At 62.6% G+C, this 13,603-nt stretch carries 11 protein-coding genes and 1 pseudogene; 5 read left to right on the forward strand and 7 right to left on the reverse strand.

The annotated features are described in order from the left end of the window. Positions 1-7: 7 nt before the first annotated feature. From AAFX91_RS02130 to AAFX91_RS02150, 5 genes are read right to left on the reverse strand one after another with little or no spacing between them, the layout of a single operon-like run. A complete protein-coding gene (locus AAFX91_RS02130; RefSeq protein WP_394565416.1) occupies positions 8-1,219 on the reverse strand; it encodes an ABC transporter substrate-binding protein in 1,212 nt (403 codons plus the stop codon). Between the two features lie 36 nt (positions 1,220-1,255). Further along, on the reverse strand, positions 1,256-2,116 hold the full coding sequence (locus tag AAFX91_RS02135) for an alpha/beta fold hydrolase (RefSeq protein WP_394565417.1): 861 nt from the start codon (positions 2,114-2,116) through the stop codon (positions 1,256-1,258). Then, a complete protein-coding gene (locus AAFX91_RS02140) occupies positions 2,113-2,478 on the reverse strand; it encodes a hypothetical protein (RefSeq protein ID WP_394565418.1) in 366 nt (121 codons plus the stop codon). Before AAFX91_RS02140 ends, AAFX91_RS02135 begins: the two co-directional genes overlap by 4 nt. After that, positions 2,471-4,561, reverse strand: coding sequence for an acetate--CoA ligase family protein (locus AAFX91_RS02145; RefSeq protein ID WP_394565419.1), 2,091 nt, complete (start codon positions 4,559-4,561; stop codon positions 2,471-2,473). The genes AAFX91_RS02140 and AAFX91_RS02145 overlap by 8 nt, the downstream gene beginning before the upstream one ends. 4 nt (positions 4,562-4,565) lie before the next feature. Further along, entirely contained in the window at positions 4,566-5,729 is a 1,164-nt protein-coding gene (locus AAFX91_RS02150; protein ID WP_394565439.1) for an acyl-CoA dehydrogenase family protein, read from the reverse strand. 107 nt (positions 5,730-5,836) lie between these two features. Here AAFX91_RS02150 and AAFX91_RS02155 point away from each other — a divergent pair, with 107 nt between their 5' ends. Next, positions 5,837-6,721: a LysR substrate-binding domain-containing protein gene (locus AAFX91_RS02155; RefSeq protein WP_394565420.1), complete on the forward strand. Its 885-nt coding sequence runs from the start codon at positions 5,837-5,839 to the stop codon at positions 6,719-6,721. Positions 6,722-6,735: 14 nt separating this feature from the next. On the opposite strand, the gene AAFX91_RS02160 is transcribed toward AAFX91_RS02155, so the two are convergent. Together AAFX91_RS02160 and AAFX91_RS02165 are read right to left on the reverse strand one after the other, a co-directional pair. Further along, positions 6,736-7,575, reverse strand: a complete 840-nt coding sequence (locus AAFX91_RS02160) for a universal stress protein (RefSeq protein WP_394565421.1) — start codon at positions 7,573-7,575, stop codon at positions 6,736-6,738. Positions 7,576-7,667: 92 nt separating this feature from the next. Continuing rightward, positions 7,668-7,883, reverse strand: coding sequence for a hypothetical protein (locus tag AAFX91_RS02165; protein ID WP_394565422.1), 216 nt, complete (start codon positions 7,881-7,883; stop codon positions 7,668-7,670). 241 nt (positions 7,884-8,124) lie between these two features. On the opposite strand from AAFX91_RS02165, the gene AAFX91_RS02170 reads away from it, so the two are divergent. The 4 genes and pseudogenes from AAFX91_RS02170 to AAFX91_RS02185 all read left to right on the forward strand — a co-directional run bounded on the left by AAFX91_RS02170 (position 8,125) and on the right by AAFX91_RS02185 (position 13,594). Further along, positions 8,125-9,216: an HlyD family secretion protein gene (locus tag AAFX91_RS02170; RefSeq protein ID WP_394565423.1), complete on the forward strand. Its 1,092-nt coding sequence runs from the start codon at positions 8,125-8,127 to the stop codon at positions 9,214-9,216. After that, positions 9,213-11,920 (forward strand): annotated as a pseudogene (rbbA, locus tag AAFX91_RS02175) (ribosome-associated ATPase/putative transporter RbbA). The gene AAFX91_RS02170 and the pseudogene rbbA overlap by 4 nt, the downstream one beginning before the upstream one ends. A 4-nt stretch (positions 11,921-11,924) precedes the next feature. Next, on the forward strand, positions 11,925-13,052 hold the full coding sequence (locus AAFX91_RS02180; RefSeq protein WP_394565424.1) for an ABC transporter permease: 1,128 nt from the start codon (positions 11,925-11,927) through the stop codon (positions 13,050-13,052). Positions 13,053-13,252: 200 nt separating this feature from the next. Beyond that, the gene (locus AAFX91_RS02185) at positions 13,253-13,594 is read left to right on the forward strand and encodes a hypothetical protein (protein WP_394565425.1); all 342 of its coding nucleotides are present in this window, start codon (positions 13,253-13,255) and stop codon (positions 13,592-13,594) included. The last annotated feature ends 9 nt before the right edge of the window (positions 13,595-13,603 follow it).

Genomic DNA, 13,603 nt, shown 5'->3' on the forward strand with positions numbered 1-13,603 from the left:
CTCGACCTCATTTCTCGGTGAGCAGCGGGCAGTTGCCGTCCTTCAAGGAACGAAACGCCTTGTCACCCGAAACGGTGGCGAGCACCTTGTAGTAGTCCCACGGATATTTCGATTCCGAAGGCTGCTTCACCTGCAGCAGGTACATGTCGCGCAACGCACGGCCGTCCTCGCGGATACTGCCGTTCACCGTGTAAAAATCATTGATCGGCGTCTTACGCATCTGTTGTGCGACAACCGTTCCTTCATCGCTCTTGGTTACTTCCACCGCCTTGAGGTAGTGCGTCACGGCACCGTAGACGGCCGCCTGAAGGCTGCCGGGCGCCTTGCCGTTGAAGCGCTCCATGAAGCGTTTGCTCCATGCGCGGGTCTTGTCGTTGAGATCCCAATAGAAGCTGTCGGCAAACATCAGGCCTTTGGCGCTGTTGAGACCGAGAGCGTGAATGTCGGGAAGGTTCACGAGCAAGGCCGCGATATTCTGGCCGCCATCGGTCAGACCGAACTCGTTGGCCTGCTTGAGCGAGTTCATCATATCTGCCCCGGCATTGGCGAGGCCGACCACCTGAGCCTTCGATGCCTGCGCCTGCAGCAGGTATGACGAGAAGTCGGACGTGTTGAGCGGCGCTCGGGCCGACCCGAGCACCTGGCCCCCATTCGCGGTGACCACCTTGGCCGCCTCCGCTTCCAAGGCGTGTCCGAAACTGTAGTCCGCGGTCAGGAAGTACCAGCTCTTCAGACCCCTATGCACCAGCGGTGCGGTCGCGACATTGGCAAGTGCATAGTTGTCGTACGCCCAATGGACGCCGACCGGTGAGCAGGCCTTGCCCGTGAGGTCGGGCGTTCCGGGGCCGGTAGCCAGCAGGACCTTGTTCTTGTCGCGCGACAGCTGCTGAACAGCGAGGGCGACCGCCGAGGACACGACCTCGGTGATGGTGTCGACACCCTCGGTGTCGTACCAGCGCCGTGCGATGCCAAGCCCGATGTCCGCCTTGTTCTGGTGATCGGCAGACACGACCTCGATCGCGACGCCGGCAACCTTGCCGCCGAAATCCTCAACCGCCATTTTCGCCGCAAGCACTGCACCTGCGCCGACATTGTCGGCGTATGGACCCGACATGTCCGTAAGCACGCCGATTTTCACGACTCCGCCAGAAATCTCGGCCGCAGCCGGCGTGACCGCCAGAGCGGCCGACACGGCCAGCACGATGGAACGAAGATTCATTTGCCCTTGTCCTCCCCTTTAATTGAAACTGACAAATTACCCCTTGCCGGCTGTCCGGCTGATTTCCTCGAGCACGGGCAGCAGGTAACCAATGAAAGCCTGAGGGTCCTCACTCATCGGAAAATGGCCGAGGCCTTTCATGATGGTGGCTTGGGCCCCCTTCACACTTGCGGCGACAGCCATTGTTTCTTCGGGCGTGCACGAATAGTCGTACTCGCCGGAAAGCAGGAACAATGGACAACGCGACGTGTCGATCTGCGCGACACGCTCGCGGATGTCGCCGTCGATCTTGTAGAAATGCAGATCGCCCTTGAAGACGCCCGGCCCGCCCTGCATGTAGTGCCACAGCGTTTCCCAGCGTTCCTTGACCGGCGCCTTCGGTCCGACCAGGCCGGAGACAATCGCCGCGCACACTTCGCCGCCGTGCACGTCGGGACGATGCAGGAAGTTGAGATCATAGTAAGGGTCGACGTGAGCGCCTGCCTGCAGGCCGATAATCGCGCGGAAGCGTTCGGGGTGCTCCAGCGCAAGATGCAGCACGATGCGCCCGCCGATCGAGCATCCCATCACGATGGGTTTGTCCAGCTCGAGCGCCTGCATGATCTCGAGGATCATGGTGGTGTATTGCTGCGAGGTGAGCTGATATTCCTCATCGTGCCAGCCAGCGGGCGGTGACGACTTCCCGTGCCAGGGCATATCGAACGCAATCACCCGATGACGGGCGATGATGTCCTTGCTATTCATCAGCGCCCGATATTGCCGGCCGTCCGAACCGGCCGTGTGCAGGCACAATAGCGGCACGCCCTGCCCGGCCTCTTCGACGTAAAGGCGGTGCGGCCGGCCCAGCAGTTGAAGATTCATGTAGCGGCCGACGATCGGCTCAAAGCTCGCGCTCATGCTGCAACTCCCACCCGCAGCTTCGCGAGGCTTTCCTTGAAGTAGCGAAGGTTCGCCATGAAGACCTGGAGGTTTCCCTCGGCCTTCAGGACGCGGCGCTTGATCAGCGCCATCAGGTCATGCGAACCGGGCTGCGGGTCGGCTTGCCAGAACCTCGCCCACTCCTCCCGCGGAGCGCGCAGCGCGAACGCCCACGAGGGCATCACGAACGGTCCTCGCGTCACCGACGAGACCCGTCCTTCCACGATGTTTATCAGCCACTGCGTCGAGCCGACCTCGAGCAGGAAGTTGGTCGAGAGGAAACGGCCGCGACGAACCAGGCCGGTATCGGCGTTTACACGCTCCTTCAATTGCTCAATCATCACGATCTCCCTGTTGTGCGAGCTGCACCAGCGCGTCGATCGCCAGGACGCCCTCTCCTTTCGGACGGACGATGAAAGGATTGATTTCTGCGTCGATCACGCCACGCTCGCTATATTCGGCAAGTTTTGAGAATGCGACAATAGCGCGGGCCAGCGCCTCCAGATCACCGGCGGGCCGGTTGCGAAAGCCCTGGAAGATGCGGGAGATGCTCAGCTCCTCGATCATCTCGCGCGCGCCTGCGAGGTCGACCGGCGCGAGGCGAATGCTTCGATCGCGATAGATCTCCGTGTAAATGCCGCCGGCAGCGAGCAGCACGATCGGCCCGGCGTCCGGGTCACGCCGATACCCGAGCAAGACCTCGCCGAGACCCGAGGTCATGGGCTGGACGAGGACATGGCGCAGCGCAATTCCGGGGCAGTTCGTGGCGACGGAGGTGGCGATGCGCAGGATCGCGGCCTTGAGTTCCTCCGCGTTCATCACGTTGAGAACGACGCCGCCGACATTCGTCTTGTGCGCGATCTCGGCGGAGAGCGCCTTGACCGCGACGGGATAGGGGAACGGCAGATCCAGCTTCGATCCGTCGACCGGAAGCGACACGCTCGGCGCATGGTCTATTCCGAGGCCAGCCAGCAGCGCATAGGCTTCGAGCTCGTCGAGCTGTCGCGTGTCGGACGAGAGCGGAGCGGCCAAGGGCGCCGGGCGCGGTGTGCGCCTCCTGTAGGCTGCCGCGATCGCGTCGGCGCAGGCTTCCGGAGTCCTGAAGTTCGGCACGTCGGCTTCCGCAAGCAGGCGCAACGCGTCCGGCGCATCGGGCACCAGGAACGCGGCAAGCGGCTTTCCGGATGCCGCACTGTCGATCACGGGCCTTACCGCGAGCTCGGGCTGAAACCGTGCCGAGGATCCCGTCACTGCGACAACCATGTCGAATTCAGGCGCCGCCAGCATCGCCTCAAGCGAGGCCTTCATGACGTCATAGCGCGTTCCGGCAAGCGTCAGATCGACGATCCGCTCATGCTGCACGGCCACGCCGGCAGCGCCAATGGAGGCGAAGGTCTCTTTCGAAGGTGTGACGACCTCAATTCCCCTGCCCGCCAGACCGTCCACCACCATTGCCGCGCCGCCACCGGTCGTGGTGAGGATGCCGACCCGAGGGCTTCGACCCGTGGTCGCGCCGAGGGGAATGTGTTCGAGCAACGGCAGCACCTCGAGCAGGGTTTCGAAATTCTCGACCCGGGCGATGCCGCAATCGGCCAGGAAAGCGTCGGCGACGTCATCCTGGCCGGCGAGCGCGCCGGTATGCGACAGCGCCAACTCCGCGGCCACCGGTGAACGCCCGAGCTTGTAGGCCGCGATCGGCTTGCCGCGCGCTGCCGCGCCGAGCGCGAACGCCCTGAGATCGTCGGCGTGCCGCAGGCTTTCGAGGAACAGCATGTAGCTCGTGATCTCAGGATCATCGAGTGTCGCCGCGCATATCTCGCCCAGACTGAGGTCGATTTCGTTGCCAACCGACACCAGGCCCGCAAAGCCCACGCCGTGTGCCTTGCCGCGCGATATCAATCCTCCGAGCATGCTGCCGCTGTGGGAGGCGACGAAGGTGCCGCCAACCGGAAGATCCGGCTCCGCAAACGCGGCGTTGGCGGTGAGGATCGTGCGGTGGTGCAGGTTGATGGCGCCAAGGCTCGATGGCCCCAGGATGCGCAGCCGCGTGTTCCTGCAAAGTGACTTGAGGCGCGCAACCCGCGCAGGTCCCGCGTTGCGGTCTTCGGAGAATCCTGTCGCCAGGATTGTCGCCACGGGTACGCCCAGGCGCGCGCATTCCTCCACCGCCTCCAGGGCCTGCTCCGTCGGCGTCAGGATGAAGGCGTGATCCGGGACAGCGGGCAGCGCTGACAATGACGGCCATGCCCGCTCGCCCCCGATTTGCGCGCGGCGAGGATTGATAGGATAGATCGTGCCTTCGTATCCCGCCTGCCTCAGATAGCGCAGCGGCCGCGACGACGTCTTGGTGCTGTCGTCGGAGGCGCCGACCAGCGCGATGCTTCTGGGCGCCAGCAGCGGTTGAACGAAGCCGGTGTCCGCCATCGCCCTACTCGGCCGCCCGAACCTGGACGCCGCGCTGATCGAAACGCCGCTCGAAAACGTCCTCGGCAATCCGGTTCTTGAGGATCTCGATCGAGCCGCCGGCGATCATCCAGCCGCGCGTGCGCCGCATGCAGTACTCCGCCAGCCCCTCGGTGCTGTAGCCGAGACCGCCCATGATCTGCACCGCTTCGTTAGCGGCATCGAAACCCGCCTGATTGCAGGCCAGCTTCGCCATGGCGGTGTGGTACGCCGAGGGCAGGCCTTCCTTGACGCTGGCAGCGCGGTAGAGCAGCAATTGCGCGGAATCGAGCTTGGTCGCCATCTCCGCGAACTTCCATTGCAACCCCTGGAATTCGCACAGCAGCCGCCCAAACTGGCGGCGCACCAGCGCGTGCTCGCGCGCCAGATTGAAGGCATAGCGGCCCAGCGCGAGCGAGCGCGACGAGTTGCCCAGCCGCTCAACGTTGAAACCCGATATCTGTTTCTTGAAGCCGCCGGGGCCGAGCAGGACGTTGCTCTTGTGAATCCGGCAGTTCTCAAAATACAGCGGGCTCCACTCTTCTCCGCTCATGAACGAGGACGCCTTACCGACCGTGAAACCCGGAGTCCCACGCTCCACCAGCACGGAGCCGATGCCCCCGACGCCAGGCCCGAAACGCAGGTAGACCAGGAACAGGTTGGCATCCGGGCTGTGGGTTCCGAACACCTTGCTCCCGTCGATCACATAGTGATCGCCATCAGCCTTTGCGGCGGTCTTCATCTCGGTCGCGGCGGAACCTGCGTCCGGTTCGCTCATGCCGAGGCTGATAACCGCTCGGCCTCCGAGCAGATCGGGCAGATAGCGGGCCTTCTGCTCGGCGCTGGCATATTCCACGAAGGTGCGGATCGGCCCAAAGTTGCCGGCCTGCACCACATCGGCGCTACGGGGACAGACCGAGGCAATCTGTTCGATCGCGATCACCGAATCCAAGAGCGTTCCACCCTGACCGCCGCCTGCGGGATCAAAGGCGATGCCGAGCAGCCCCTGATCGGCCAGCAGGCGCGCCACGTCGAACGGAAACCGCGGGTCATGCGCCCGGGCAAGCGCACCAGCAGCAAGGTTGTCCTCGGCGAAACGGCGCACCGAGTCCGCGAACATCTGCTGCTCTTCTGAGAGACTGAAATCCATCTGCAACGGGCCATGAGGAACGATACCGACGCCTGTTTTCCAGCCAAAGCATTGCCCGGCAACTGAACATAGATTATATGGTCATAACATTTTGTTATGGTCGTCCAATGCTCCCGCCGCTCAATCCGTTGCACGTGTTTGAAGTGACGGCCCGCCTGCAAAGCTTCACGCGGGCGGCGGAAGATTTGCGCGTGTCGCAACCTGCCGTGAGCCGCCAGATCCAGACGCTGGAGAATTTTTTCGGCTTTCGTCTGTTTGAGCGCGACAAGCTCGGCATCCGGCTGACGCCCGAGGGCGAGGAGCTGCAGCGTCAGATTTCGCCTGCATTTCGTGTTATCGAAACAGTCACGCAGCGGCTGGTCGCAAGCGGCAAATCGGAGCCGTTGCGACTGCGGGTCTACACGACCTTTGCGGCAAAATGGCTGATCGAGCGTTTGCCTTCATTCTATGCCGCCTATCCCAGCATCAGGCTCAGCATCAGCAATGCGGTGGCGCCGGTCGATTTCGAGAAGGAGAAGGTCGACCTTGCGATCCAGTTCGGCGGCGGCAAATGGCCGGGCGTCGAAAGCGAGCTGCTGTTTCGCGACCTTCTCCAACCGGTTTGCAGCCCCACTCTGCGGCGCAAGGCAAACCTGCATTCGATCGACGATCTGAAGCGGGTGCCGATGCTGCATTCGCATTATCGGCGGACAGATTGGGCGGACTGGCTGATGGCCTGCGATCGTCTCGATCTGTTGAATGACTCAGGGATTTCGTTTCCAAGCTCCGTGCTGACCTATCAGGCCGCGACCGAAGGGGTCGGCGTGGCGATAGGGCAGCTTCACCTCCTGCGCAACGAATTGCGCGACGGTTCGCTCGTGACGCTCTTCGAACAACCGCTCGAACGTCCGTTGGCGCACTATGCGGTCTGGCCGAAAAACCGTCCCCTGCCGAAAAAAGCTCGCAGCTTTCTCGCCTGGCTGAGAAGCCGCATGAGCGATTTTCAGCGGTAGGAGCTCCGGGTTCCTCAATGCGCGATCAACAATGGAACGGTCGCGTCCCGCAATAGGGCTCGGGTCACGCCGCCGAAGATCATTTGGCTTGTTCGCGCATGGCTGTAAGCACCGACCACGATCAGATCGCCGCTGTGGCGCCCGGCAAAACCAAGGATGGCGTCGGCGACTGAAGCGCCATTGGACACAATCCGCTCGACCGCCACCTTGACGCCATGGCGAGACAAATACAGCCCCACATCGGCGCCGGGTTCTTCGCCATGCCGGTCATTCTTGTGGGCGTCCACCAGGAGGACAGTCACCGACTGCGCGGCTGCAAGCATCGGAAGCGCATCCTTGATGGCACGGCGCGCCTCACGGCTGGCGTTCCAGGCGACCACGATGTGCTCGGCCGCGGTTCCACTCCAATGCTCAGGCAATAGGAGGACAGGTACACCGGTCGCAAGCAGCAAGGATTCCGCCGACCACTCCTGCGGCAAGCCGCCTGAGCGCGGGCTGCCGACGATCACGAGATCGGAATGAAGCGCGTTCAGCGCGGATGCCTCATTGGCTTCACCGGGAGGGATGCAACGAAACTCGCAACTGATGTCCTCGCGGGTGGAGACGGTCGCAAAGCTCTGGCTCGCGGCTTTCGTAGCGGCCTGTTCGCTTGCCGTATGGCGCTGAATGAGTTCGCGAACCGCGGCCTGCCCTCGAACAAAGGATTCGGACGGATTGCCATCCCAGCCGAACGGCACCACGAAGATTCCGACCAGATGCGCGCGGTGACGGAATGCGAGCTTGACGGCATAGTCGGCGCGCGCCTCGCCGGCAGGCGACGGATCGAAGAAGACGGCTATCGTTCTCAGCGGCACGAAAAAACTCTCCAGCGAAGTGATAAAAACACGTAACGCGCGACGAGACAACAGCCGTTGACGTGGATCAAGTGCGTCGCGTTGTAACGGCTCTAACTGACGTCACCTGCAGCCTTCTCCACCTCAACCTTCGAGACAGACGTTCCATCGTCGCGTGCATGGAGAAGATCCAGCGCTTCTCGAACTTCGTCGTCTTCCAGCGAATCGAGGATCCTGCCCTCCTCCTTTGCCTGCTGGTCTTTGCTCTGGAGGCTCTCTTTGGTGCCATTCCTGGGTTCGGTGGCAACCATGTTCTTCTTGTCGGCCATAAACTGTCCTCGGTGATCAAGAGCGGCGCCGTGCGCAGCTAGGCAGAGCATGAGGCATCCGCGGTGACGCGGGTTGAGCGAAATCAACTTTGCCGCGCGCATCGATGCGCCGGTCGCTCGGGAACCTGGCTCGCGAGACTGTCGGCGACAGAATTTGCGTTACGTCAACAGCCCGCGGATGCGGCGGTGCAAGATTGCGGACAAGCTCTGCAACCCAAGGCACTGACCAAGGCACTGACCGATGCAAGATCAAATCGAAGAGATCAAAGGAGGCGCGCAAGCCGGCGATGCGTCTCATTCGCCCTCGCCTGCGCCCGCCTCGCATCTGCCCGTGCCGGTCCTTCGAAACGGCAAACGGCGCGGTTTGCGGATCGCGGCGGCGCTCCTCCTCGTTGCGCTCGGCGCGGGTGGCGGCGGCTATTACATCTGGAAGCAGGCGCATCCGCCGCTGCCCGTCGGTATCAGCGTCGGCAATGGCCGCATCGAAGCCGACGAAATCGACATCAGCACGAAATATGCCGGGCGCGTGTACGAGCTGTTGGCCGATATCGGCGACATGGTTGCGCCCGGGCAGGTCGTGGCGCGGATGGATACGCGCGATCTCGAACAGTCGCTTTCGAAATCGGTGGCACAGGGCCGGCAGGCGCAGCGCGCCATCGAGGAAGCCGAGGCCGTTCTTACGCAGCAGCAGGCGCAGAAGACTCTGGCCGAGCAGGAAAACCAGCGGACCGAGTACCTCCACAAGAACGGTTGGGCGACCAAGGAATTGATGGACCAGCGCAAGCAACAGCTTGACGCCGCCAATGGCGCGCTTGCCGCGGCGCAAGCCAGGGTGCTCGAAACGCAGCATGCGCTCGAAGCCGCTCAGCACGACGCCGGTCTCTACAAGGTGCAGATCGCTGACAACACGCTGGTGGCGCCGAAGGCGGGCCGGATCCAGTACCGCCTTACCAATATCGGCGAAGTCCTTGCGGCCGGCGGCAAGGTCTTCACGATGCTGGATCTGACCTACGTCTACATGGACCTCTATTTGCCGACGACGGAAGCCGGCAAGGTGAAGGTCGGCGCTGACGCACGCATCGTTCTCGACGCCTACCCCGATCATCCGATCCCGGCGAAGGTTTCCTTTGTCGCAAGCCAGGCGCAGTTCACGCCGAAGACGGTGGAGACCAAGACCGAGCGCGACAAGCTGATGTTCCGCATCCGGGTCCGCATCGACCCGGAACGCCTGCTTGCGCGTGCGGACGCTGTCAGAAGTGGCCTTCCCGGTGTCGCCTATGTCCGCTGGGATCTGGCGATTGCATGGCCGGCGACGCTGCAGGGTGCTCCATGAACGGCAGCGACGATCCGGTCGCAATCGTTCGAGCCCTGTCCCATCGTTACGGTTCGGTGACGGCGCTCGATTGCATATCGGCCGACATTCCCGCCGGACGCCTGGTCGGCCTGATCGGGCCGGACGGCGTCGGCAAATCCTCCCTGCTCGCAATCCTCGCCGGCGCGCGGAAGATCCAGGAGGGCGCGGTCGCCGTGCTCGGCACCGACATCTCCAAGGCCGCCGAGCGCGCCCTGATCTGTCCGCGCATCGCCTACATGCCGCAAGGGCTCGGCAAGAATCTCTATCCCGACCTCAGCGTTAAGGAGAATGTCGAGTTCTTCGCCCGGCTGTTCGAGCAATCGCGCAAGGAGCGCGAGTGGCGCATCAATGAACTGCTGGAAAGCACAGGGCTTGCGCCGTTCGCCGACCGGCCGGCCAGCAAGTTGTCGGGTGGAATGCGGCAAAAGCTCGGGCTCTGCTGCTCGCTGATCCATGACCCAGATCTCCTGATCCTCGACGAGCCCACGACCGGCGTCGATCCGCTGTCGCGCCGCCAGTTCTGGGATCTCATCGACCGTATCAGGGGTCGCACGACGAAAATGAGCGTGCTGGTCGCCACCGCCTATATGGAAGAGGCCGAGCGGTTCGATTGGCTGATGGCCATGAACGAGGGCAAGATTCTCGCGACCGGCTCGCCCGCCGATCTCAAACAACAAACCGGCACCGAATCGATCGAAGACGCCTTCGTCGCCCTGCTCCCGCAGCGACAGGGTGCCGGCCACGAAAAGCCGATCGGTCTGCCGCTCGACGGTCACGCCGAGCCCGTCATTGTTGCCAAGGACCTGACCTGCCGGTTCGGTGACTTCACCGCCGTCGACCGCGTGAATTTCACGATCCGCCGCGGCGAGATCTTCGGCTTCGTCGGCTCGAACGGATCGGGCAAGACGACGACGATGAAGATGCTCACCGGACTGCTGCCGCCGTCCGAGGGCGAGGCGCTGATCTTCGGCGAGGTGCTGCGCGCCGGCGATCTCGAAGCGCGCCGCCGTGTCGGCTACATGTCGCAATCCTTTTCCCTTTACGGGGAACTCACGGTTCGCCAGAACCTCGTCCTGCACGCGCGCCTGTTTCACCTGCCTCCGGCGTTCGCCGAGGCGCGCATCGCGGAGCTGATCGAGAAATGCGATCTCGCCGACTATCTCGATGATCTCGCCTCTTCGCTCCCGCTCGGGATCAGGCAGCGTTTGTCGCTTGCGGTCGCCGTCGTCCACAAGCCGGACCTCTTGATCCTGGACGAGCCGACCTCCGGCGTCGACCCGCTGGCGCGCGACCAGTTCTGGCAGCTTCTGATCGACCTGTCGCGCAATCAAGGGATGACGATTTTCGTCTCGACGCATTTCATGAACGAGGCGGCGCGCTGCGATCGGCTGTCGCTGATGCACGAAGGGCGCGTGCTTGCCACCGAAACGCCGGCCGGATTGGTCAAGGCGAGAAACGCCAAGAGCCTGGAGGATGCGTTCATCAGCTTCCTCGAGCAGGAAAAGCCGGGCGCGGCCTCGACCGTGACTCTCGACCAGCCGCAAGCGATAACCGCCGCGCCGGACAAGACGGTCGGCCGCGAGAACCGACGTTCCTTTTTCAGCTTTCGGCGGCTGTTCGCCTATACGATCCGCGAGGGCCTTGAGCTGATGCGCGATCGTATCCGGCTGATGTTCGCCCTGTTCGGCACCGCGCTCCTGATGATCGTGTTCGGCTTCGGCATTTCGGCCGACGTCAACAATCTCAGCTTTGCCGTCCTCGATCGCGACCAGACGCCCGAAAGCCGCGCCTATCTGTCGGAGCTGAGAGGATCGCCCTATTTCCTCGAAAAGCCTCCGCTGACCGATTATACCGATCTCGATCGCCGCCTGAAGAATGGGGACATCAGTGTCAGCATCGAGATTCCCCCGAACTTCGGCCTCGACATCAAGCGCGGGCGGCCGGCCTACGTGTCGGCATGGATCGACGGCGCCATGCCGTTCCGCGCCTCGACCATTCGAGGTTACCTGCAGGGCATGCACCAGCTCTATCTGAGCGATCCCGTGCTGAACACGACGCAGGCGGCAACGCCTCTGCCCGCCAATATCGAAGTCCGGTTCAAGTACAACCAGGATTTTGACAGCATCTACGCCATGGTGCCGTCGACACTCGCAATGATGCTCGCGCTGTTCCCGGCCATCCTGATGGCGCTCGCAGTCGTTCGCGAGAAAGAGCTTGGCTCGATCACCAACCTCTACGTCACGCCGGTGACGCGGCTGGAATTCCTCGTCGGCAAGCAGCTTCCTTACGTCGCGGTCGCGCTGATTTCAACGTACCGCTGAAGGGCAGCTTCGTGGCGCTGCTTGCCGGCACGATCATCTACGTCTTCACGACGACCGGCTACGGCATGCTGATCTCGACTTTCTGCACGACCCAGATCGCCGCGCTGTTCGGCACCGCGATCCTCACCATCCTGCCGGCCCAGCAGTTTTCGGGCATGATGACGCCTGTCTCTTCGCTGTCAGGCTCGGCGCAGCTTATCGGCCTTTGCTTCCCGATGAGCTATTACCGCCCGATCAGCGTCGGCGCCTTCACCAAGGGACTGGGCCTTGCCGATCTCGGCTCGAGCATCCTCATGCTTGTCGTCTTCGTCCCTGTGCTGACGTCGCTCAGCATGCTACTGCTCCCCAAGCAGGAGCGATGAAACGATGCGCTCCCTCTCCAACATCTTCTGGCTCGGCACCAAGGAACTGCGCAGCTTCTTCAGCGACTGGGTGCTGCTCGGGTTCGTGATCTACTCGTTCTCGCTTGCCGTGATCAGCCAGGCGCAAAGCAATTCGCAGGAGGTGTTCCATGCCTCGATCGGGGTGGTCGATGAAGATCACTCGGAATTATCCCGCCGGATCACGCATGCGTTCCTGATGCCTTATTTCAAGGAGCCGGTGGCGATCGCGCAGGCCGATATCGAGCACCTGATGAATACCGGCAAATACACCTTCGTCATCGATATTCCCCCGAACTTCCAGCGCGACGTCTTGGCGGGGCGCCAGCCCGGACTGCAGATCAATGTCGATGCCACCGCAATGATCCAGGCCGGCCTGGGATCGGGCTACGCACAACAGATCATCAATACCGAGATCGCTCAGTTCGTGTCGCAGGTGGAACGCGTGCCCGACTCGCCGGTCAACCTGGCGGTCAGGATCGCGTTCAATCCCAACGTGACGACGGCCTGGTTCTCCAGTGTCATGGGCATCATCTCGAGCGTCACCATGCTCGCGATCATCCTCGCGGGTGCTGCGCTGGTGCGCGAGCGCGAGCATGGCACGATGGATCATCTCCTGGTGATGCCGCTGAGCCCGTTCGAGATCGCGATGTCGAAGATCTGGGCCAACGGGTTCGTCATTGCGGTCGCGGTCGGGCTATCGCTTTATCTGGTGGTCCGCTTGCTGCTGAAGATACCGATCGCCGGCTCGATCCCGCTCTTCATGTTTGGAGCGATCCTCTATCTCTTCTTCGCGACCGCGATAGGGCTGTTTCTCGGCACGGTTGCGCGGTCGATGCCGCAGCTCGGCCTGCTCTACATGCTGGTCGCCGTTCCCATGAACGTCCTGTCCGGCGGCGCCACGCCGCTGGAGAGCATGCCGCCCTGGCTCGCGACCGTGATGCAGGCATCGCCCTCGACGCACTTCGTCTCCTTCGCCCAGGCGATCCTCTATCGCGGCGCCGGCCTCGATGTGGTGTGGCCGCAATTCCTCGCCGTCGCCGGCATCGCGTCGCTGTTCCTGATGCTGTCGCTGCTGCGCTTCCGATCCACGCTCAGCTCGGCGTCGAATTAGAGCTTCGGTTCTGATTGAATCAGAACCGAAGCTCTAGATTATTGTTTTGACGCGTTTTCTTCACGCGAACCGGCATCCACTTCGCTCGAAAACGCTCTGGCGATGCGAACAATCACGATCACGTGCGCGGCCGGCCGCTTGATCTTCGTCAACGTCGAACGAGCTTCTCTAATGATGATCGATACGACCGGAGGTCGAACATGCGCAAATTCATCATTTTTGCCGCGCTCGGCGCGGCCGTTTCAATTGCAGCATCACACGGCGTGCGCGCGGCGGACGCTGTGCCGAAATTTGACATCGCCCGGATCTGCAAGGCGGAGACTGCGGAGACGGTAGGGATCGGAGAGACCCTGGAGTCCTGCATGAAGGCCGAAGAGCAGGCCCGAACGCAAGTGGCCGGGCAATGGAGCAAGTTCACAGCGAAAGACAAGGCGGCATGCATCGGCGAGTCCAGCATCGACAGTACGCCGAGCTATGTCGAGCTCCAGACCTGCCTCGAAATGGCCACTGACGTGCATGCTACGACGGGGTCACGAAAGTAGCCCGAAGCG

The organism is Bradyrhizobium sp. 31Argb (assembly GCF_043638955.1).
Taxonomy (GTDB): Bacteria; Pseudomonadota; Alphaproteobacteria; order Rhizobiales; family Xanthobacteraceae; genus Bradyrhizobium.

Excerpts from the sequence above, each read along its gene's own strand:
- AAFX91_RS02130 (WP_394565416.1), bottom strand. The coding sequence starts at position 1,219 with ATGAATCTTCGTTCCATCGTGCTGGCCGTGTCGGCCGCTCTGGCGGTC.
- AAFX91_RS02135 (WP_394565417.1), bottom strand. The coding sequence starts at position 2,116 with ATGAGCGCGAGCTTTGAGCCGATCGTCGGCCGCTACATGAATCTTCAA.
- AAFX91_RS02140 (WP_394565418.1), bottom strand. The coding sequence starts at position 2,478 with ATGATTGAGCAATTGAAGGAGCGTGTAAACGCCGATACCGGCCTGGTT.
- AAFX91_RS02145 (WP_394565419.1), bottom strand. The coding sequence starts at position 4,561 with ATGGCGGACACCGGCTTCGTTCAACCGCTGCTGGCGCCCAGAAGCATC.
- AAFX91_RS02150 (WP_394565439.1), bottom strand. The coding sequence starts at position 5,729 with ATGGATTTCAGTCTCTCAGAAGAGCAGCAGATGTTCGCGGACTCGGTG.
- AAFX91_RS02155 (WP_394565420.1), top strand. The coding sequence starts at position 5,837 with ATGCTCCCGCCGCTCAATCCGTTGCACGTGTTTGAAGTGACGGCCCGC.
- AAFX91_RS02165 (WP_394565422.1), bottom strand. The coding sequence starts at position 7,883 with ATGGCCGACAAGAAGAACATGGTTGCCACCGAACCCAGGAATGGCACC.
- AAFX91_RS02170 (WP_394565423.1), top strand. The coding sequence starts at position 8,125 with ATGCAAGATCAAATCGAAGAGATCAAAGGAGGCGCGCAAGCCGGCGAT.
- AAFX91_RS02180 (WP_394565424.1), top strand. The coding sequence starts at position 11,925 with ATGCGCTCCCTCTCCAACATCTTCTGGCTCGGCACCAAGGAACTGCGC.
- AAFX91_RS02185 (WP_394565425.1), top strand. The coding sequence starts at position 13,253 with ATGCGCAAATTCATCATTTTTGCCGCGCTCGGCGCGGCCGTTTCAATT.